The 19,781-nt window shown below is 74.2% G+C and carries 16 protein-coding genes and 2 riboswitches; of the genes, 9 read left to right on the top strand and 7 right to left on the bottom strand.

Translation table 11 applies throughout. The annotated features are described in order from the left end of the window. Positions 1 to 90: 90 nt before the first annotated feature. Positions 91 to 1,356: a precorrin-6y C5,15-methyltransferase (decarboxylating) subunit CbiE gene (gene cbiE / locus ABZ693_RS31995; protein ID WP_435842607.1), complete on the top strand. Its 1,266-nt coding sequence runs from the start codon at positions 91 to 93 to the stop codon at positions 1,354 to 1,356. Beyond that, complete coding sequence (cobM, locus tag ABZ693_RS31990; RefSeq protein WP_359884685.1) at positions 1,353 to 2,102, top strand: precorrin-4 C(11)-methyltransferase; 750 nt, start codon at positions 1,353 to 1,355, stop codon at positions 2,100 to 2,102. The genes cbiE and cobM overlap by 4 nt, the downstream gene beginning before the upstream one ends. Before the next feature lie 65 nt (positions 2,103 to 2,167). On the opposite strand, the gene ABZ693_RS36210 is transcribed toward cobM, so the two are convergent. Continuing rightward, positions 2,168 to 2,242 (bottom strand): 50S ribosomal protein bL37, encoded by a 75-nt coding sequence (locus ABZ693_RS36210; protein WP_381671703.1) that lies wholly within the window; start codon positions 2,240 to 2,242, stop codon positions 2,168 to 2,170. Between the two features lie 439 nt (positions 2,243 to 2,681). Between ABZ693_RS36210 and ABZ693_RS31985 the strand changes: the two genes are divergently transcribed. Beyond that, positions 2,682 to 4,340, top strand: coding sequence for a glycosyltransferase family 2 protein (locus ABZ693_RS31985; RefSeq protein ID WP_359884684.1), 1,659 nt, complete (start codon positions 2,682 to 2,684; stop codon positions 4,338 to 4,340). A 76-nt stretch (positions 4,341 to 4,416) separates the two neighbouring features. Here the strand turns inward: ABZ693_RS31985 and ABZ693_RS31980 are convergent, their stop codons facing one another. Continuing rightward, complete coding sequence (locus tag ABZ693_RS31980) at positions 4,417 to 5,316, bottom strand: CbtA family protein (RefSeq protein WP_359884682.1); 900 nt, start codon at positions 5,314 to 5,316, stop codon at positions 4,417 to 4,419. 15 nt (positions 5,317 to 5,331) lie between these two features. Further along, positions 5,332 to 5,553: a CbtB domain-containing protein gene (locus ABZ693_RS31975; RefSeq protein WP_381671707.1), complete on the bottom strand. Its 222-nt coding sequence runs from the start codon at positions 5,551 to 5,553 to the stop codon at positions 5,332 to 5,334. 49 nt (positions 5,554 to 5,602) lie between these two features. Next, positions 5,603 to 5,751: riboswitch (adenosylcobalamin (AdoCbl) riboswitch) on the bottom strand. An 83-nt stretch (positions 5,752 to 5,834) separates the two neighbouring features. Between ABZ693_RS31975 and ABZ693_RS31970 the strand changes: the two genes are divergently transcribed. Beyond that, positions 5,835 to 6,392: a histidine phosphatase family protein gene (locus tag ABZ693_RS31970; RefSeq protein ID WP_359884677.1), complete on the top strand. Its 558-nt coding sequence runs from the start codon at positions 5,835 to 5,837 to the stop codon at positions 6,390 to 6,392. Positions 6,393 to 6,421: 29 nt separating this feature from the next. Here ABZ693_RS31970 and ABZ693_RS31965 read toward each other — a convergent pair whose 3' ends face one another. Together ABZ693_RS31965 and ABZ693_RS31960 are read right to left on the bottom strand one after the other, a co-directional pair. Next, positions 6,422 to 6,778 carry a GntR family transcriptional regulator gene (locus ABZ693_RS31965; protein WP_359884674.1) on the bottom strand — a complete coding sequence of 119 codons (357 nt, stop codon included), beginning with the start codon at positions 6,776 to 6,778 and terminating at the stop codon, positions 6,422 to 6,424. 2 nt (positions 6,779 to 6,780) lie between these two features. Then, positions 6,781 to 7,749 carry an SdpI family protein gene (locus tag ABZ693_RS31960; protein WP_359884671.1) on the bottom strand — a complete coding sequence of 323 codons (969 nt, stop codon included), beginning with the start codon at positions 7,747 to 7,749 and terminating at the stop codon, positions 6,781 to 6,783. Between the two features lie 182 nt (positions 7,750 to 7,931). Between ABZ693_RS31960 and ABZ693_RS31955 the strand changes: the two genes are divergently transcribed. Beyond that, entirely contained in the window at positions 7,932 to 9,590 is a 1,659-nt protein-coding gene (locus ABZ693_RS31955) for an ABC-F family ATP-binding cassette domain-containing protein (RefSeq protein WP_359884710.1), read from the top strand. Here ABZ693_RS31955 and ABZ693_RS31950 read toward each other — a convergent pair. After that, positions 9,571 to 9,924, bottom strand: coding sequence for a hypothetical protein (locus ABZ693_RS31950; RefSeq protein WP_359884668.1), 354 nt, complete (start codon positions 9,922 to 9,924; stop codon positions 9,571 to 9,573). The two genes, ABZ693_RS31955 and ABZ693_RS31950, sit on opposite strands and share 20 nt — an antisense overlap. A gap of 98 nt (positions 9,925 to 10,022) precedes the next feature. Further along, positions 10,023 to 13,727, bottom strand: a complete 3,705-nt coding sequence (gene cobN / locus ABZ693_RS31945; RefSeq protein ID WP_359884666.1) for a cobaltochelatase subunit CobN — start codon at positions 13,725 to 13,727, stop codon at positions 10,023 to 10,025. Between the two features lie 36 nt (positions 13,728 to 13,763). Further along, a riboswitch (cobalamin riboswitch) is annotated at positions 13,764 to 13,909 on the bottom strand. 63 nt (positions 13,910 to 13,972) lie between these two features. Here cobN and ABZ693_RS31940 point away from each other — a divergent pair. The 4 genes from ABZ693_RS31940 (at position 13,973) to ABZ693_RS31925 (ending at position 19,731) form a co-directional block, all read left to right on the top strand. After that, positions 13,973 to 15,319 (top strand): ferredoxin-like domain-containing protein, encoded by a 1,347-nt coding sequence (locus tag ABZ693_RS31940; RefSeq protein ID WP_359884663.1) that lies wholly within the window; start codon positions 13,973 to 13,975, stop codon positions 15,317 to 15,319. Continuing rightward, positions 15,316 to 15,975 (top strand): precorrin-8X methylmutase, encoded by a 660-nt coding sequence (locus tag ABZ693_RS31935; RefSeq protein WP_359884661.1) that lies wholly within the window; start codon positions 15,316 to 15,318, stop codon positions 15,973 to 15,975. The genes ABZ693_RS31940 and ABZ693_RS31935 overlap by 4 nt, the downstream gene beginning before the upstream one ends. After that, positions 15,972 to 17,477 carry a precorrin-2 C(20)-methyltransferase gene (locus ABZ693_RS31930; RefSeq protein ID WP_359884659.1) on the top strand — a complete coding sequence of 502 codons (1,506 nt, stop codon included), beginning with the start codon at positions 15,972 to 15,974 and terminating at the stop codon, positions 17,475 to 17,477. The genes ABZ693_RS31935 and ABZ693_RS31930 overlap by 4 nt, the downstream gene beginning before the upstream one ends. A 199-nt stretch (positions 17,478 to 17,676) precedes the next feature. Continuing rightward, positions 17,677 to 19,731: a fibronectin type III domain-containing protein gene (locus ABZ693_RS31925; protein WP_359884657.1), complete on the top strand. Its 2,055-nt coding sequence runs from the start codon at positions 17,677 to 17,679 to the stop codon at positions 19,729 to 19,731. Positions 19,732 to 19,781: the final 50 nt, after the last annotated feature.

Raw genomic sequence — 19,781 nt, 5'->3', positions numbered from 1 at the left:
GGGGCGTGTGCCGGGGTGCGGGGCTCACGTAGAGTCGCCGACGTGAACGCTGAGATACCGGCGCCGGACGCCGCATCCGACGCGCCGCCGGTGACAGCGCCCCTGTCCGCGGTGAAGGCCGCCGAGGCCGAGCCCGTCGCCGTCGTCGGGATCGGTGCCGACGGCTGGGACGGCCTGCCCGCCGCCTCGCGCCGCGTGCTGCGCGCCGCCGACGTGCTGATCGGCGGCCCCCGCCAGCTCGACCTGCTGCCCGCCGCCGACTGTTCCGGCGAGCGCGTCCCCTGGCCCAGCCCGCTGCGCCCCGCCGTCCCCGGCCTGATCGGCGCCCACGCGCGCGAGGGGCGCCGGATCGCGGTCCTCGCCAGCGGCGACCCGCTCTTCTACGGCATCGGCCGCACCCTCGCCGAGCTGCTCGGCCCCGGCCGCCTCGACGTCCGGCCGCACCCGTCGTCCGTCTCGTACGCCTGCGCCCGGCTCGGCTGGCCCCTGGAGGCCACCGAGACCGTCTCCCTGGTCGCCAGGCCCCTCGACGCGCTCACCGCCGCCCTGCACGACGGACGGCGGCTGCTGGTCCTCGGAGAGGGCCCCGAGAGCCCCGCGCGGGTCGCCGGGCTGCTGCGCGAGCGCGGCTGGCGCGACACCCGGATCCGGGTCCTGGAACAGCTCGGCGGTCCCGGCGAGCGGATGCTCGACGGCAGCGCCGCCGACTGGCCGTACGCGCGCGTGGACGCGCTGCACGTCCTCGCCCTCGACTGCGTCCGCGACCCGGACACGGTGCGGCTCGGCGCCGTACCGGGGCTGCCGGACGACGCGTACGACCACGACGGACAGCTCACCAAGCGGTACGTGCGGGCCGCCACGCTCGCCGCCCTCGCGCCCGCGCCCGGCGAACTGCTCTGGGACGTCGGCGGCGGCTCCGGCTCCATCGGCATCGAATGGATGCGGGCCCACCGCTCCTGCCGGGCGGTCGCCGTCGAGAAGTCACCCGAACGCGCCGCCCGCATCACCCGCAACGCGGCCGCCCTCGGCGTCCCCGCGCTGCGGGTCGTCACCGGCCCCGCGCCCGCGTCGCTCGACGGGCTGCCCGTCCCCGACGCGGTCTTCATCGGCGGCGGGCTCACCGCCCCCGGCCTGCTCGACGCCTGCTGGGACGCGCTCCCGGCGGGCGGCCGGCTCGTCGCCAACACCGTCACGCTGGAGTCCGAGGCGCTGCTCGCCGACCACTACCGCCGCCGCGGCGGCGAACTGGTCCGGCTCGCGGTCGCCGCGGCCGTGCCCGTCGGCGGCTTCACCGGCTGGCGCCAGGCGATGCCCGTCACCCAGTGGTCCGTAACGAAGGGTTCCCCAGCACCATGACCGTCCACTTCATCGGCGCGGGTCCCGGCGCCGCCGACCTCATCACCGTGCGCGGCGCGCGGATCCTCGCGAAGAGCGACGTGTGCCTGTACGCGGGCTCGCTCGTGCCGCGCGAACTGCTCGCCGAGTGCCCGCCGGACGCCCGGCTCGTCGACACCGCGCGGATGGACCTCGACCAGATCGTCGCCGAGATGGCCGCCGCCCACGCGGCCGGCCGGGACGTGGCCCGGCTGCACTCCGGCGACCCGTCGGTCTTCAGCGCCATGGCCGAGCAGATGCGCCGCCTGGACGCGGCCGGCATCCCGTACGAGGTCGTGCCCGGGGTCCCGGCCTTCGCGGCCGCCGCCGCGGCGCTCAAGCGGGAACTGACCGTGCCGACCGTCGGCCAGACCGTGATCCTCACCCGCGTCGCCCAGCAGGCCACGGCCATGCCCGAGGGCGAGGACCTGGCCACCCTCGGCCGCAGCGGCGCGCTGCTCGTGCTGCACCTCGGCGCGCGGTACGCCGAGCGGATCGTCGCCGAACTCGTCCCGCACTACGGCGCCGACTGCCCCGCCGCCGTCGTCGCGATGGCCAGCAGGCCGGACGAGATCGTGCTGCGCGGCACCCTGGAGGACATCGCGCAGCAGGTGGAGGCGGCCGGGATCACCAAGACCGCCGTCATCATCGTGGGGCGCACGCTGGCCGCCTCGGAGTTCCGCGACAGCCACCTGTACGACCCGGCCCGGGACCGCCACACCTGCTGACCGGCCCGGGACCGTCACATCTGCCGAGAGGCCCGGTCCGGTCCCGGACGCCCATGGCGAGCGGCTCAGGTGTTGGGCCGCTTGCCGTGGTTGGCCTTCTTCTTCTTGCGCGCACGGCGCTTGTTGCCTCGCGTCGACATGGCTGCCTCCTTGGAACGCCCGGCTGGGGCGCCTGGCTCGTGGCGGACGCGCGGGGCGGGCCGCCCCCGCCAGCGTAGGTTCGTGCCGGTCCCCCCGCACGTCGGCCGGATACCCCTTCGAGCGGGTGGCCGAGCGCGCGGGCGGCGCGCGTACGGAGGCGTGGCCGGGGCGTGCGCGGGGCCCTTGATTTTCCTGGGACCGGAGCCAACCGCGGCGGCGTTTGTCCCGTCTTCTCTTGCGGTTCCCTCGCGGTTCTCTCTCCCCGGGAGACCGTTTGACGGGCACACGCGTACCGGAGGGGTGCTACGAAGAGGCGCGCCACGGCCACGCGGAGTGTTCGGACGGAGGGTGTGGCGACCTCGTCTACCCCGTCCGGGCGATACGATGCGCCGTCGGGATCAGCTTTTTCAAAATCTGCACTACTGGGGGATCGGACAGATGAATGACCCGCGCACGCCGACGGTCTCGCTCGTCATTCCCGTCTACAACTCGATGCCGTATCTGGAACTGACCCTCCAGTCCATCGAGCAGCAGACGCTCGGCCTCGACGCGATCGAGGTCGTGGCGGTCAATGACGGCAGCACCGACGGCAGCGGCGAGGTGCTGGACGCGTGGGCCAAGGCGCATCCCGGGATCATGAAGGTCGTCCACCAGGAGGCGTCCGGCGGCCCGAGCCGGCCGCGGAACGTGGGCCTGGAGCACGCGACCGGCACGTACGTCTTCTTCGTCGACGGCGACGACTGCCTGGGGCCCGAGGCCCTGGAGCGGCTGGTCGCGATGGCCGAGAAGAACGGCTCGGACACCGTGCTCGCCAAGCTGGTCGGCGTCCGGCGCCGGGTGCCCAAGGCGGTCTTCGCGAAGAACGTCGACAAGGCCGATCTGTCCAAGGGCCTCCTCTACTACACGCTGATGCCCTTCAAGCTGTTCCGCCGCGACATGGTGGAGAAGCACGAGATCCGCTTCCCGGAGCACATGCGGATCCGCGAGGACCAGTACTTCGTGGCGCAGGCGTACCTCCACAGCAAGGTCATCTCGATCGTCGGCGACTACGACTGCTACTACGTCGTCCGCCGGGCGGACGAGGGCAACATCACCGCGAACGGCATCGACTTCGGCATCGGCCTGGAGCAGGCCGACGAGATGGTCACGCTCATCACCGGTCTCACCGAGCCCGGCAAGCTGCGCGACCACCTGGTCGGCCGGCATGTGAAGGCCGAGATGGTCGACCGCTTCGACAAGCGGTTCGTGGACGCGGACGCCGAGGAGCGGCAGCGGCTGGTGGAGCTGGCGCGTCCGTACGCGGAGCGCTGGATCAACCCCGCGATCATGGCCAAGATGCCGGTCAACGAGAAGCTCGTCGCGCACTGCCTGCGCGAGGGCCTCACCGACGAGCTCGCCGAGGTCGTCGCCTGGCAGCTGGCGGGCCGGCCCGGCAAGACCGTGGTGCGCGGCGCCAAGGCATATGCCGCGCCGCCGTTCCCGGCCGCCGACTCCCCGGAGTACGAGGAACTGTGCGAGATCACCGGCTCGGTGATCGGCGCCAGCCCGCGCCGTCGCGTCGACAAGCTCGCCTGGCGCGGCACCGTTCTCGACCTGGAGGGGTACGCGTACATCGACCAGGTCGACACGCGGGACCTGGTCACCGAGGTCGTCCTCACGCAGGCCGGCTCCGGCCGGAGGCTCGTCTTCCCCGTCGAGCACGTGCCGTCGCCGCATATGACGGTCAGCCGCGGCAAGGAGACGTACGACTACGGCCGGGCCTGCTTCCGGACCTCCGTCGACCTCGGCACCGCCGACGGCGGAGCCGCGCTGGGCCAGGGCGACTGGCACGTCTCGCTGCGCTGTACGGCGGGCCGCCTGTCGGCCGAGGGCGGTCTCGGTTCCGCGCTCGGCGGCAAGGTCAGCAAGCGGGCCGACGAGCACGCCGTCACGCTGCCCGGAGCCGCGTCCCGCAAGCCGCACACGGTGCGCGTCGGCCCCCGCGACACCGAGCTGGTGCTCCAGCTGAAGCAGGCGCCGTCCGCCCTGTCCGCGTACGCCTTCAGCTTCGGCTGGAAGGCCGCCCGCGCGGTCCGCAAGCGCATCGACTGGCGCTGATTCCCCGGCAGCCGACGACACGACGGCCCCGGGCCCGTACCCCTTACGGTGTACGGGCCCGGGGCCGTCGCGCTGCTCAGGCCACGGGGGCCGGGGTGCGGGCCGGGTCCGCGGTACGGGCGGCCGGTGGTGCCAGCAGCCGCTCGGCGAGCGGGCCGAAGGCGAGCGCGAACGCCACCCACAGTGCCGCCTGGACGCCGAGGCTCGCGAGCCGGAACTCCCACAACACGGCCGCGGGGAACCCCGGTCGCACGGAATCCCCGTTGCCGGGCAGGAACACGCAGGCCACCGCGACCGCGGCGACGAAGCCCGCGCCCGCGACGACCGTCGCGTTCCAGTTGCCGAGGCGCGGGGCGAGCCGGCGGCCCGCGACGACGGCGGCGATGCCGAGCAGCACGCTCAGCAGGATCATCAGGAAGTACAGCGAGGTGCGCTGCCCGATGGTGTCCGGATTGCCGACGGCCGGTGGGGTCGCCGGGTACTTCAGATACGGCACCAGGGTGACCGTGGTGAAGGCCGCCGCCGCGACGAGCGCCGCGGTGGCCCTCGGACCGAAGCGGCCCACCCGTCCCAGCACGAAACAGAACGCGAGGGACGCGATGCCGCCGAGGGCGACGCCGTAGACGAGGACACCGGTGGCGAGACCCGCCGTGGACTGGAGGTCCCGGCTGACGATCTCCTCCTCCTCGTGCCCTCCGGCCTCGTGCCCTCCGGCCTCGTGCCCTCCGGCCTCGTGCCCTCCGGCCTCGTGACCGGTGGCCGGGGGAGCCGCGGATCCGTGGCCCGCGGCGTGTTCCGCCGCGGCGCCGGCCTCCTCGACCGCGATGGAGGCGTCGACGGACGGTTCACCGGCGACGTAGGCCACGGCGAAGGCGAACAGTCCGGCGATCAGGCCCGCGAGCATGCCGCGGACCAGCAGTTTCCCGACGAGAGAGCCCAGCGGGGCCCGGCCGTCGGGAGTGGAAGGGGACGACATGGATGCGACGTCCCCTCAGTGGCAGGGGAATCCGAGCAGATGACGCCCGTCGTGCACCCACTCGTGCACGTCGCTGCCCGCGAAGACGGACAGGGCGCCCTGTTCGGCACCGACGAAGTAGAGCGCGACGAGCATCAGCAGACCGCCGAACAGTGCCCAGGGCAGCACGGAACGGACCGGCAGGGACACCGGAACGGTGACGGCGGGGGTGGTCGGTACGGCGGCGGACGCCGCGATGGCCTCGGCCATGGTGGAACCTCCTCGGGAACTCGCGTCCCATACGGTGGTGCGCGACGACGGCGTCAGGTCTGACTCGCCGCCGCCGGGCACGCGGTAGGGGTACCGGATGCGTGGACCGGGAGCGGCACACAGTGGCGCGACCGTGCCGGATTCCCACCGGACTTCCGTCTCGCCGTCGTCGATCTATGGAAATGTCAACCGACGGTACCGCGCCGGACACGCTGCGCCAAGAGTGCCGAACTCCCGGCCCGCTTCCGGCCGTTGAGGGATGGATCACCATGACGACACGACTCACGCTGATCGCCCCGGCCCTGAACGCGGCGCTGCGCGAGGCCCGGTTCGACGACGCGGGGCCGGTGGAGGCGGAGCGGCGGCCGGTGTGCCCCGGGCCGCGGGTGCGGGTGGTCTGTTCGCCGTCCGGGCGGTGCCGGGCGACGGCCGCCGCGCTCGGCCTGGAGACGTACGCGGAGGAGCCGGCGCTCGCCGGGTGCGCGATGGGGCGCTGGCGGGGCCGCCGGCTCGACGAGGTGACCGCCGCCGAACCGGAGGCGGTGGCCGCCTGGCTCGGCGACCCGGGCGCCGCCCCGCACGGCGGTGAGTCGCTGCGGGAGCTGCGGGCCCGGGTGGCGGGGTGGATGGAGTCCCTGGAGGGCTCGGCGGACGGTGTGGAGAGGTGGGCGGTCGCCGAGCCCGACGTGATCCGCGCGGCCGTCGCGTACGCGCTCGGCGCGCCCGAGGAGACCTTCTGGCGCCTCGACGTACGCCCGTTGTCCCGTACGTCGTTGAGCGGCCGCGCCGGACGCTGGAACCTCCGGCTGGACACGCCGGTGGGGTGACGCGTGGCCGGCCCGGCCGGCCTGGGTGATCAGCTCAGGCTGGTACGGGTGAGTTCCAGGAACTCGTCGTCCGTCACGCCCAGCCGGCGGGCCTCGCCGACCAGGGCGTGCAGCCGCTCGACGAGGTGCGCCCGGTCCGGGGCCTGGGCGCCCGGCATGATCACGGCGCCGCGGCCCCGGCGCAGCTCGATCAGGCCCTCCTCGCGCAGTCGCTGGTAACCGCGCAGCACCGTATGGACGTTCACGCCGAGGGAGTCGGCGAGTTCGCGGGCGGCGGGCAGGCGTTCGCCGGGTTCGGCGCTGCCGTCGGCGAGGGCACCGCGCACGCAGGCGGCGATCTGGTCGCCGAGGGGTACGGCGGAGGTGGAGTCGACCCGGAAGAGCACGCTCAGATCCTCTCACCGGGCGCGTCGGCGGCGTCGGAAGCGGTCCGCTCGCGGAGGGTGTTGAGGAGCGCGGCCCCGGTGGCGGCGTCCGGCACGGTCACCGCGAAGTCCCGGCCGCTCGCCCGCCGTACGACGATCGCCTCGCCGGCGTGCAGCACGACCGCGGTGCCGTGGACCCGGACCCGGTAGCCCCAACCGCCGTAGTCCCGCAGTGGGTTGATGTCGCGAGCGGTCACCGCGGTGATGTCGTCGAACGGGACGCGGGTCCGGAAGGCGGGGAACACGGTGTACGTGACGGTCAGGCCGTGCCGGTCGACGGTCACCCGGACCCGGGCCAGGACGAGGCCGCTGGCGCCGATGACCAGGCCGAGCAGGCCGAGCAGGGCGAACGGCCAGGGGGCGAGGAGGAGAAGGCCGATTCCGGTGACGGTGAAGACGAGCGCGAGCACGGTCAGGAACAGGGACGAGGTGGTGCGCGACCAGCCCGCGACCTCGTGCGTGCCCAGTTCGATCCGTGCCGCCGCGTCGGGGTCGGTCTCCGGTACCGGGTCCTTCGGGACGAGGCGGGTGAGACCGAGGCCCACGAGCGCGGCGAGGCCGCCGATGACGAAGCCGAGGCTGATCATGGCGAGCGGGAAGCGGGCCTCGGACGCCTCGGCGGCGTCGAGGTTGCTCTTCAGGAACAGGTCGAGCAGCGAGCCGGTGAATCCGGCCGTGGCCCAGGCGCCCCAGAGCGCGGCGCGCCGCACCCAGAGGACCCAGCAGACGCCGGCGGCCAGCAGCAGGGCCGTGCTGACGGCGACGGACGTGCCGAGGCCGGTGTAGCCGTCGGGGCGGCCGTCGGCGCCGGAGAAGTGGGTGGCCAGCGGGTCCGGCAGGCGGTCGTACCAGGTGGCGAGCAGCGACAGATGGACGGCGAGCGCGAGCACGAACGGTATGGCGGCGAACGCGCGAAGGCGGAGACGGTTCACGAGACCCTCCCTTGGTCTAGTTGTTAGCACTCTACTAGAACAATGCGCGTTGCCAAGCCCCTTTATCCCCCTTGCGGGGCGCCGGGGGCGGGCGTACGGTGGGCGGCGCAAGCGAGACGAGACGTCTCGTTACGTTGTGGTCGTCATGACCTCGTCCTTGTCGCCCAGCCCCGGAGGCCGCCCTGTTCCGCGTCCAGCTCACCGATGTCACCCAGCGCTACGACGACCGGTACGCACATCACCGGCTCGTCCTCGACCGTGTCTCCCTCTCCGTCCGTGCCGGCGAACGCGTCGGCGTCGTCGGGGACAACGGAGCCGGCAAGTCCACCCTGCTGCGGCTGCTCGCGGGCCGGGAGACGCCCGTCCACGGCACCGTCACCGTCGAGTCCCCCGGCGGTCTCGGCCACCTCCCGCAGACCCTGGAGCCGCCCGGCGGCGCCGACGCCCCCGGGACCGCCACCGTCGGGGACCTGATCGACCACGCGCTCGCGGAGATACGGGAGTTGGAGGCGCGCATCCGGGCGGCGGAGGCCGCGCTGGCGGCGGCCGGTGACCGGGCCGCGGACGGCGAACTCGACGCGTACGCCGTCCTGACCGCCGCCTACGAGGCGCGCGGCGGCGCGGACGCCGACCGGCGCGTCGACACCGTGCTCCGGCGGCTCGGCGCGCGCGAACCCCTCGACCGGGCCCGGCCGTCGGCCACCCTCTCCGGCGGCCTTCGCTCCCGGCTCGCGCTCGCCGCGACGCTCGCCGCCGACCCGGAGCTGCTGCTCCTCGACGAGCCGACCAACGACCTCGACGACGAGGCCGTGGCCTGGCTGGAGGAACGGCTGCGCGGGCACCGGGGCACGGTCGTCGCCGTCACCCACGACCGGGCCTTCCTCGACCGGGTCACCACCGCGATCCTGGAGGTCGACCACGAGACCCGGACGGTACGCCGCTACGGCAACGGCTATACGGGCTACCTCGCCGGGCGGGCCGCCGACCGGGCCCGCCGCGAGGTGGCGTACGAGGAATGGCGGACCGAACGGGAACGCAACGCGGCCCTCGCCGACCGCAACACCGGACGGCTCGCCGCCATCCCCCGCAAGGGGCCGAGCGCCTTCAGCGGCGCCGGGGCGTTCCGGGCCCGGTCACGGACGCACGGGGCGATGAGCCGGATCCGCGCCGCCCGGACCCGGCTGCGGGAACTCGACGAGCGGACGGTGCCCCGGCCCCCGGATCCGCTGCGCTTCATCGCCCGCTTCACCGCCCGTGTCGCCGCCGACCGGGCCTCGACAGCCGTCGATCTCAAGGGAGTTCGGGTCGGCGGACGGCTCCGGCTCGACGCGCTGCGCCTCGACCCCGGCGAACGGCTTCTGGTCACCGGCCCCAACGGGGCGGGAAAGTCCACCCTGTTGGCCGTGCTCGCTGGCGAACTCGCCCCGGACAGCGGGACGGTGAGCGCACCCGAACGGTCCCGGGTCGGGCTGCTCCGGCAGGACACCGCCGGTGCCGCCGACCCGCGCCCGCTGGCGGCGGCCTTCGGCGCGGGACGGGAGGACGAACTGCTCGCGCTCGGCCTGTTCACCGCCCGCGACCTCGCCGTCCCGGTCCGGCTGCTGTCCGCCGGGCAGCGGCGCAAGCTGGAGCTGGCCCGCCTGGTGACCCGCCCGGTCGACCTGCTGCTCCTCGACGAGCCGACGAACCATCTGTCCCCAGGTCTGGTGGAGGAGATGGACGCGGCGCTCGCCGCCTACCCGGGCACGCTCGTGGTGGTCAGCCACGACCGCCGGCTGCGCGCCGGTTTCCGGGGCCGGCGCCTTGAACTCGCCCCCGTCGTCAGCGCTTTTGCTTCGTGACGGGGCGGTACTGCTTCGGCGACTGCTTCGACCCGGACCCGGACCCGCCCGTCGGCGCCCGGCGCGGCTTGTTCACGTCCGTGTCCGTGTCCGCGTCGTCGTCCGGCGCCGGGATCTCCGCCGCGTCCTCCTCGTCCGGGACGGGCTCGTCCGAGGCGGCGGGCGGAGTCGAGGGCGCCGGGGCCCCGGTGGTGGCGGGCGCCGAGGCCGGGGCGCCCGGCTTCCGCTTCGTACCGCCCTTGTGGCCGCCGTCGCCGCTCTGGCCCGAGCAGGCTCCCAAGGCCAGCCCCAGCGCCAGGACCACCGCGGCCGTCACCGTTCCACGGGCACGCATGCCCACCACCCCCACCTGTCGTGCGCACGTCGGTTATGCGGCGGGGATCGTAACCCGGTGGCCGGCCGTCCCGGTCGGCCACCCGCTCGCCCGTCCGGTCAGGACTCCTGGCCGTCCTCCAGGTCGCCCTCGGTCTCCAGGAACACCCGCCGCAGCGCGGCCAGCGTCTCCGGGTCCGGCTTCTCCCACATCCCGCGCGACTCCGCTTCGAGCAGCCGCTCCGCGATGCCGTGCAGCGCCCACGGGTTGGCCTCCTGGAGGAAGGCCCGGTTCTCCGGGTCGAGGACGTACTCCTGCGTCAGCTTGTCGTACATCCAGTCGGCGACGACGCCCGTCGTCGCGTCGTATCCGAAGAGGTAGTCGACCGTCGCCGCCAGTTCGAAGGCGCCCTTGTAGCCGTGCCGCCGCATGGCCGCGATCCAGCGCGGGTTGACCACACGGGCGCGGAAGACCCGGGAGGTCTCCTCGACGAGGGTGCGGGTGCGGACGGTCTCCGGGCGGGTGGAGTCGCCGATGTACGCCTCTGGGGCCGTGCCGCGCAGCGCGCGCACCGTCGCCACCATGCCGCCGTGGTACTGGAAGTAGTCGTCGGAGTCGGCGATGTCGTGCTCGCGTGTGTCCGTGTTCTTCGCCGCGACGGCGATGCGCTTGTACGCCGTCTCCATCTCGGCGCGCGCCGGGCGGCCTTCGAGCCCGCGCCCGTACGCGTAGCCGCCCCACACCGTGTACACCTCGGCGAGGTCGGCGTCGGTGCGCCAGTCGCGGGAGTCGATGAGCTGGAGCAGTCCCGCGCCGTAGGTGCCGGGCCGGGAGCCGAAGATACGGGTGGTGGCGCGCCGTTCGTCGCCGTGCTCGGCCAGGTCGGCCTGGGCGTGGGCGCGGACGTGGTTGTCCTCGGCGGACTCGTCCTCAAGGCCGGCGACGAGCCGGACGGCGTCGTCGAGCAGCCCGATGACGTGCGGGAACGCGTCGCGGAAGAAGCCGGAGATGCGCAGCGTCACGTCGACGCGGGGCCGGCCCAGCTCGGCGAGCGGGATCGGCTCCAGGCCGCGGACGCGGCGCGAGGCGTCGTCCCACAGTGGCCGGACGCCGAGCAGCGCCAGCGCCTCGGCGACGTCGTCGCCCGCCGTGCGCATCGCGCTCGTACCCCACAGGGACAGGCCGACCGAGGTGGGCCAGTCGCCGTTGTCGTCGCGGTAGCGGGTGAGGAGGGAGTCGGCGAGGGCCTGGCCGGTCTCCCAGGCGAGCCGGGACGGTACGGCCTTGGGGTCGACGGAGTAGAAGTTGCGGCCGGTCGGCAGCACGTTGACCAGACCGCGCAGCGGTGAGCCGGACGGGCCGGCGGGCACGAAGCCGCCGTTCAACGCGTGGACGGCATGGGTGAGTTCGTCGGTGGTGCCGGCCAGCCGGGGCACGACCTGCTCGCAGGCGAAGCGCAGCACCTCCGAGACCCGTGCCAGCTGTCGCGCGTACCAGTCGCCGCCCATCGGCGGCTGCCCCAGGCCGAGTCGGGCCGCCTGGCTGATCGCCTCGGTCGACCAGCCGGCGGCCTCCATGGCCTCGACGACCTGCCGGGCGCGCGCCTCGATGTCGTCGGTACGGGCCCGGTCGGTGGCCGACTCGTCCAGGCCGAGCGCCTCGCGCAGCCCGGGCAGCGCCTGCGTACCGCCCCAGATCTGGCGGGCGCGCAGGATGGAGAGGACGAGGTTGACCCGCTCGGGCCCGGTCGGCGCGCCGCCGAGGACGTGCAGGCCGTCACGGATCTGCGCGTCCTTGACCTCGCACAGCCAGCCGTCGACGTGCAGCAGGAAGTCGTCGAAGCCGTCGTCGTCCGGGCGGTCGGCGAGACCCAGGTCGTGGTCGAGCTTCGCGGCCTGGATCAGCGTCCAGATCTGGGCGCGGATCGCGGGCAGCTTCGCCGGGTCCATGCTGCTGATCTGGGCGTACTCGTCGAGGAGTTGCTCCAGGCGGGCGATGTCGCCGTAGCTGTCGGCGCGGGCCATCGGCGGCACGAGGTGGTCGACGAGGGTGGCGTGTGCGCGGCGCTTGGCCTGGGTGCCCTCGCCCGGGTCGTTGACCAGGAACGGGTACACCAGCGGCAGGTCGCCGAGCGCCGCGTCCGGACCGCAGGCGGCGGACAGGCCGGCGTTCTTGCCGGGCAGCCACTCCAGGTTGCCGTGCTTGCCGAGGTGGATCATCGCGTCGGCGCCGAAGCCGTGGTCGTCGGCGCGCGCCGCGATCCAGCGGTAGGCGGCGAGGTAGTGGTGCGAGGGCGGCAGATCGGGGTCGTGGTAGATCGCGATCGGGTTCTCGCCGAAGCCGCGCGGCGGCTGGATGAGGATGAGCAGATTGCCGCGCCGCAGCGCGGCGAGCACGATGTCGCCCTCGGGGTTGCGGGAGCGGTCCAGGAACATCTCGCCCGGCGCCGGGCCCCAGTGCTCCTCCACCCCGGCACGCAGTTCGGCCGGCAGCGCCGCGTACCAGCGGCGGTAGTCGGCGGCCGGGATCCGCACCGGGTTCGCGGCCAGCTGCTCCTCCGTCAGCCAGTCCTGGTCGTGGCCGCCCGCGTCGATCAGCGCGCGGATCAGCTCGTCGCCGTCGCCGGAGACCAGCCCCGGGATGTCCTCGGCCGGCCCGAAGTCGTACCCCTCGGCGATCAGCCGGCGCAGCAGCGCGACGGCGGAGGCGGGGGTGTCGAGGCCGACCGCGTTGCCGATCCGGGAGTGCTTGGTCGGGTACGCGGAGAGGACCAGGGCCACCTTCTTGCGCGCGTTCGGGATGTGCCGCAGCCGGGCGTGCCGGAGGGCGATGCCCGCGACCCGGGCGGCGCGTTCGGCGTCCGCCACGTACGCGGGCAGACCGTCCTCGTCGATCTCCTTGAACGAGAACGGGACGGTGATCAGGCGGCCGTCGAACTCCGGGACGGCGATCTGGCTCGCGGAGTCCAGCGGCGACAGGCCCTCGTCGTTCTCCTCCCAGGCCGCCCGGGAGCCGGTCAGGCAGAGCGCCTGGAGGATGGGCACGTCGAGCGCGGCGAGCGCGCCCGCGTCCCACGCCTCCTCGTCCCCGCCGGCCTGCGCTTCGGCGGGCCGGGTGCCGCCCGCGGCGAGGACGGTGGTGACGATCGCGTCGGCGTCGCCGAGCGCGGCGAGGAGTTCGGGTTCGGGGGCCCGCAGCGAGGCCACGTACAGCGGCTTCGGCCGGCCGCCCGCGTCCTCGATGGCGTCGCAGAGGGCGCCGACGAAGGCGGTGTTGCCGCTCATGTGGTGGGCGCGGTAGTAGAGCACCGCGATGACCGGGGCGGCCGGATCCCGGGGTGCGGCCGGGGTGCGGTCGAGGGCGCCCCAGGAGGGTGCCGGTGCCGGGGCCTCGAAGCCGTGGCCGGTGAGCAGGACCGTGTCGGAGAGGAAGCGGGCCAGCTGGGCGAGGTTGGCCGGACCGCCGTGCGCCAGGTACGCGTGGGCCTCGGTGGCGACGCCGACCGGCACCGTGGAGGCCGCCATGAGCTGGGCGTCCGGGGCCTGTTCGCCGCTCAGCACGACCATCGGCTTTCCGGTGGCGAGGACCGCGTCGAGGCCCTCCTGCCAGGAGCGGAGCCCGCCGAGGAGGCGGACGACGACCAGGCCGGCGCCGTCGAGGAGCGCGGGGAGGTCACCGAGCGGGAGGCGGGACGGGTTCGCGAAGCGGTACGGGACCGGGGCGGTCCCGCCGGTGTCCGCGTCCGTCGCCGAGGAGGAGGCGGCGGCGTTCGCCGCACGGGCGCTGAGCAGGTCGGTGTCGGAGTGCGACAGCAGAACGAGCATGGCGAGGCTCGGGCCCTTCCTCGGGGTGTCCGCGCCCCGGGTGGTCGTTGGACGGCGGGAGTTCCTGACTCACCGGACACCCGAGGCTCGGGGCCGGCTCACAGTGGCGGGACCGCGCCGGAATCTCACCGGGCTTCCTCCCCGGGGTCCTGGGACCCCATGCCGGTCTGCATCCTAGAACGTGCCGTCCGCCGGCGGGAGAGGGCCGCCCGTCACCCCCGGTCGCCGGACCATCGCTCGTCGGTATGCTCGCCGCCATGCCGCCCACTCCCGACACCTCGCCTGAACGGGGCGAACCTCTCATACGGGACCGTGGCGACGCGTGCCCCGGGGCGCTCCGGTTGCACGCCGCCGCCGATGGTTTCCTCGCCCGACTCCGCTTGCCAGCAGGGCAGTTGACGGAACATCAAGTCGAGTTGCTCGCTTCCGTTTCCGAGTCGCTGGGGGACGGTGCCGTGAGCATCACCTCGCGTGGAAACGTCGAGCTGCGCGGTCTGCCGGACGGCTGCGGAGCCGTCCTCGCCGACCGTCTCGGACGCGGCGGGCTGCTCCCCTCGCCGACCCACGAGCGGGTGCGCAACCTCGTCGCCTCGCCGGCCGCCGGACTCGACGGACACGGCCACGCCGACGTGCACACCTGGGCCCGTGAACTGGACGGACTGCTCTGCGCGGAGCCCCGTGCCGCGTCCCTTTCGGGACGGTTCCTGTTCGTTCTGGACGACGGGCGCGGCGATGTCGCCGGACTCGGCGGCGATGTGACCTTGATCGCAGAACCGGGCGGCGATTCCGCCCTGCTCCGGGTCGGCGGACAGGCGCGGCGGATCACCGCCGCCGACGCGCCCCAGGCCGCGCTCGCCGCCGCCCTCGCCTTCCTCGACGCCGCGTCGGCGGCGGGCAACGGGGCCTGGCGGGTCCGCGAACTGCCGGCCGGGCCCGCCGGGGCGGAAGGGGCGGTCGACCTGAGCGGTACGGGCGGGCAGCCCGTCCCCGTACCGCCTCCGCTCCCCCTCGGCACCCCGCCCGCGCCCGGCCCGCTCGGCCCGCGCGCCCTGTCCGTCCTCGCCCCGCTCGGCCGGCTGACCGCAGCCCGGCTGCGGGCGCTGTCGCCCGCGGCGGAGGTCCGGCTGACGCCGTGGCGCGGGGTGGTGGTCGTGACCGAGGCGGGGGGCGTGTCCGGGACCGAGGCCGTGTCCGGTACGGCCGGATCCGGGACGGCCGTGTCCGGTACGGCCGGGTCCGGGTCCGGGTCCGCGACCGAGGCTCAGGCCGGCCGGCTCGCGCGCCTCGCCTCGTACGGCCTGATCACCCGCCCCGACGCCCCCGGCGCCGGGGTCACCGCCTGCACCGGACTGCCCGGCTGCGCCAAGTCCCTGGCCGACGTACGGACGGACGCCGGCCGGCTCCTTCCCGCACCCCCCGACGGCCTTCCCGTGCACGTCGCCGGCTGCGCCCGGCGCTGCGGGCACCCGCACGGCACCTGGGTCGACGTCCTCGCCACCGGGGACGGCGCGTACCTGGTGGACGGCGCCCCCACCCCCCGTACCTCCCTGCCCGACGCGGTCGCCACGGCCCGCGCCCTCCCTACGAGATGAGCGAGAACACCACGATGTTCGAGTACGAGAAGGACGGCGCGGAGATCTACCGCCGCTCCTTCGCCACGATCCGGGCCGAGGCCGCGGCGGATCTCGCGGGCCTGCCCGACGACCTCGCCACGGTCGCCGTCCGCATGATCCACGCCTGCGGCATGACCGACCTCGTCCGTGACCTCGCCTACTCGCCCGGCGTGGTCGCCGCCGCGCGCGCCGCGCTGCGCGCCGGGGCGCCCATCCTGTGCGACGCGCAGATGGTCGCCAGCGGGGTCACCCGCAAGCGGCTGCCCGCCGGCAACGAGGTGCTGTGCGGTCTGTCCGACCCGGCCGTGCCCGCCCTCGCCGCCGAACTCGGCACCACGCGTTCCGCCGCCGCCCTGGAGCTGTGGCGGGACCGCCTGGAAGGGGCGGTCGTCGCCGTCGGCAACGCGCCCACCGCCCTCTTCCACCTCCTGGAGATGGTCGCGAACGGCGCCGGGAAGCCCGCCGCCGTGCTCGGCATCCCGGTCGGCTTCATCGGCGCCGCGGAGTCCAAGGACGCCCTCGCCGCCAACGAACTCGGCCTCGACTACCTGGTGGTACGGGGCCGGCGCGGCGGCAGCGCCATGACGGCCGCCGCCCTCAACGCCCTCGCGCACGAAGCGGAGATCCAGGCATGAGCGCTCCCCGGCACCCCGTCGCTCCCGGCAAGCTGTACGGGGTCGGGCTCGGCCCCGGCGACCCCGACCTGCTGACGCTCGCGGCGGTGAAGGCCATCGCGGAGGCCGACGTGGTCGCGTACCACTCGGCCCGGCACGGCCGTTCCATCGCCCGTTCCATCGCCGCCCCGCACCTGCGCCCCGACCACGTCGAGGAGCGGCTGATGTACCCGCTCACCGTGGAGACCACCGACCACCCCGGCGGCTACCGCGGCGCGCTCGACGACTTCTACGAGGAGGCCGCGGCCCGCCTCGCCGCGCACCTCGACGCCGGCCGCACGGTCGCCGTCCTCGCCGAGGGCGACCCGCTGTTCTACGGCTCGTACCAGCACATGCACAAGCGGCTCGCGGACCGTTACGACACCACGGTCATCCCCGGCGTCACCTCCGTGAGCGCCGCCGCCGCCCGGCTCGGCGAGCCGCTGTGCGAGGCCGAGGAGACCCTGACGATCATCCCCGGCACCCTGTCGGAGGACGAGCTGACCGCGCGCCTCGCGGGCGCCGACTCGGCCGTCGTGATGAAGCTCGGCCGCACCTTCCCCACCGTGCGCCGCGCCCTGGAGCGGGCCGGGCGGCTCGACGACGCCCGGTACGTGGAACGGGCGTTCATGGCGGGCGAGCGCACCGAGCGCCTCGCGGACGTCGACCCGGCGTCCGTCCCGTACTTCTCCGTCGCCGTGCTGCCCTCACGGATCGACGAGCAGCCGCCGGTACGGGACCGGGGCGAGGTCGTCGTGGTCGGCACCGGTCCGGCGGGCGCCCCCTGGCTCACCCCCGAGTCGCGCGGCGCGCTCGTGCACGCCGACGACCTCGTCGGCTACACCACCTACCTCGACCGGGTGCCGGTGCTGCGGCCCGGGCAGCGGCGGCACGGGTCCGACAACAAAGTCGAGTCCGAGCGCGCCGAGCTCGCCCTCGACCTGGCCCGGCGCGGACGGCGGGTCGCGGTCGTCTCCGGCGGCGACCCGGGCGTCTTCGCGATGGCGACGGCGGTCCTGGAGGTCGCGGCGGAGGAACGGTACGCCGACGTCCCCGTACGGGTCCTCCCGGGCGTGACCGCCGCCAACGCCGCGGCCGCCGCCGCGGGCGCCCCGCTCGGCCACGACTACGCGACGATCTCCCTCTCCGACCGCCTCAAGTCCTGGGACGTCATCGCCGGCCGGCTGCGCGCCGCCGCCGAGGCCGACCTGGTCCTCGCCCTCTACAACCCGGGCTCCAAGTCCCGTACCCACCAGGTCGCCGCCGCCCGCGACCTGCTCCTGGAGGTGCGCTCGCCGGACACCCCGGTGGTCGTCGCCCGGGACGTCGGCGGGCCGGAGCAGTCGGTGCGCGTGCTGACCCTGAAGACCCTGGACCCGGCCGAGGTCGACATGCGCACGCTCCTCCTGATCGGCTCCTCGCGGACGCGGGTCACGGAGCGCGCCGACGGGCGGACGCTGACGTGGACGCCGAGGCGGTACTGAGCGGTCCCGCAGGCTGACGCCGGGGGTGGTGGGGCGGCCGAATAAACCACCCGCACGGGTGATCGCGGCGGGTAGAGTCGTTCCGCTGGCCGCGCAGCCGTACGAAGGGCCCCACCCCGACGGCCGCCCCGCACCACCACCCCCACGCCCCCTCCTGTCCGTTCGTTTCTCACGGTCCCGGAAAGGGCCCCACACGCCTGTGAACACGCGCATCCGGACGAGAGTCCCGGCCACCCTGGCCGGCCTCGTCACCCTCGCCACCGCCGGCGGTCTCGTCACCGCCGCGGGCGCGCCCGCCGCCGCGGCGACCGTCACCTGCAACTCCCCGGTGTGGAAGGTGCAGTTCTTCGCCAACACCACCTTCGGCGGCACCCCGAAGAAGACCGCCTGCGACACGGCGATCTCCGAGAACTACGGTTCCGGTCACCCGGCCGGCGTGAGCCTGCCCAACGACAACTTCTCGGCCCGCTGGTCGCTCACCCGCGACTTCGGCTCCGGAGGCCCCTTCACCTTCGCCGCCGAGACCCAGGACGGCGTCCGCGTCTACCTGGACGGCGTCCGCAAGATCGACCTGTGGAAGAACGTCTCCACCACCCAGAAGAAGTCGGTCAACCTCACCGTCCCGGCCGGCAAGCACTCCCTGCGCGTCGACTTCGTCGCGTGGACGGGCGTGGCCAACGTGAAGTTCACGTACACGCCGAGGACGTCGGCGACGGTCGACAAGGTCAAGCCGTACGGCCCGAGCGGCGCGTCCGTCGCCTACGACCGGACGGCCCACGCCGCGTCGCTGCGCTGGGCGGCCAACAAGGAGATGGACCTGGCCGGCTACCGGGTCTACCGGCGCCCGTCGCCCGGCTCCGGCTGGACCAGGATCAGTGGCTCGGGCCTGGTGACGGCCACGACGTACACCGACAAGTCCGCACCGGCCACCGGCGCGAACTTCGCCTACGAGATCCGCGCCGTCGACAAGGCCGGCAACGAGTCCGGCGGCACCGCCGACCTGTACATCACGACCGTCGACCGCACCGCCCCGGTCGGACCGTCCAAGCCGGTGTACTCCTACGACGGAACCACGAACACCACGACCCTGTCGTGGACGCCCAACAAGGAGACGGACCTCGCGGGCTACCGGGTCTACCGGCGTCCGTCGCCCGGCTCCGGCTGGACGAAGGTCAGCGGTTCGGGCCTGATCACCAAGACGACCTTCGCCGACGCGTCCGCGCCGGCCACCGGGGCGTCCTACGGGTACGAGGTCCGCGCCGTCGACAAGGCGGGCAACGAGTCGGGCGGCTCCACCGACATCATCATCACGACCGCCGACAAGACCGGCCCGGCCGCCCCGAAGGGGCTCGCCGTGGGCTACGACCTCTGGCAGGCCACCCTGGGCTGGCAGGCGAGCGAGAACGCGGTCGGGTACGAGGTGTCGGCGGCCCCCGCCGAGACGGGCCCGTACAGCGTGGTCGCGACGACGACGGCCCCCGGCAAAGTCCGCGTCGCGGCCCCGGTGAACACCCCGCGCTTCTACCGCGTCCGGGCCTTCGACGCGGCGGGCAACCCGTCCGCGTACTCCGAGGTGTACGCCGACGACGGCGTCGACCGGACCGGGCCGCTGGCCGCCCCCACCGGCCTGAACGCCGTCGTCCGCCCCGGCTCGACCGACGTGCACTGGTCGATGGCCTGGCCCGCCTACGAGGACTGGGACAACGGCGGCTCGTACCGGATGTACCGCTCGCCCGGCCGCACCCTCGACAAGACCACGATGACCCGCGTGACCTGCGGCTGGGACAGCGACTCCGCGGACAACCGGGGCAACTGCAACGACGTGGCCAAGCGCCAGGGCACGCACTACACGTACGCGGTCGCGGCCGTGGACCCGTTCGGCAACGAGGGTCCGCTGTCCGCGCCGCTCACCGTCCGCGTCGCCCTGCCGCCGGTCACCGGTCTGAAGGCGACGCCGCGCACCGACGGCGTGTTCCTGGAGTGGGACGCGAGCACCGAGCCCGACCTTGCCCGCTACCAGGTCTTCAAGGCCGAGTCGTACGACGACGGTGACGGCGGCACCATCTGGCTCGCCCACCGGGTCGACTATCTGTCCCCGTCGGACACGTCGTTCCTGCACGGTTCCGAGGCCGACGGCGAGACGGTCCGCTACGTGGTCGTGCCCGAGGACACCGAGGGCAACCTGCTCGACTTCGACGACCCGGCCCTGAACTGGGTCGAGGTCACCGAACTGGGGACCCCGCCGGTCGAGTGAGCTCCCCGAGCCTCCTGAACACCCACGCGGCCGCCTCCCCCGGGGAGGCG

Origin of the sequence: Streptomyces laurentii (assembly GCF_040635425.1) — a bacterium.
In the GTDB taxonomy this organism is placed as follows: Bacteria; Actinomycetota; Actinomycetes; order Streptomycetales; family Streptomycetaceae; genus Streptomyces; species Streptomyces laurentii.
The sequence above is the reverse complement of the archived record's forward strand: the minus strand, read 5'-3'. Positions and strand labels throughout refer to the sequence as shown.

Bases quoted from the DNA above. Each gene is read 5' to 3' on its own strand.
- ABZ693_RS31935 (WP_359884661.1), top strand. From the start codon at position 15,316: ATGAGCGAGAACACCACGATGTTCGAGTACGAGAAGGACGGCGCGGAG.
- ABZ693_RS31940 (WP_359884663.1), top strand. From the start codon at position 13,973: ATGCTCGCCGCCATGCCGCCCACTCCCGACACCTCGCCTGAACGGGGC.
- ABZ693_RS31980 (WP_359884682.1), bottom strand. From the start codon at position 5,316: ATGTCGTCCCCTTCCACTCCCGACGGCCGGGCCCCGCTGGGCTCTCTC.
- cobM (WP_359884685.1), top strand. From the start codon at position 1,353: ATGACCGTCCACTTCATCGGCGCGGGTCCCGGCGCCGCCGACCTCATC.
- ABZ693_RS31985 (WP_359884684.1), top strand. From the start codon at position 2,682: ATGAATGACCCGCGCACGCCGACGGTCTCGCTCGTCATTCCCGTCTAC.
- ABZ693_RS31970 (WP_359884677.1), top strand. From the start codon at position 5,835: ATGACGACACGACTCACGCTGATCGCCCCGGCCCTGAACGCGGCGCTG.
- cobN (WP_359884666.1), bottom strand. From the start codon at position 13,727: ATGCTCGTTCTGCTGTCGCACTCCGACACCGACCTGCTCAGCGCCCGT.
- ABZ693_RS31930 (WP_359884659.1), top strand. From the start codon at position 15,972: ATGAGCGCTCCCCGGCACCCCGTCGCTCCCGGCAAGCTGTACGGGGTC.
- ABZ693_RS31950 (WP_359884668.1), bottom strand. From the start codon at position 9,924: ATGCGTGCCCGTGGAACGGTGACGGCCGCGGTGGTCCTGGCGCTGGGG.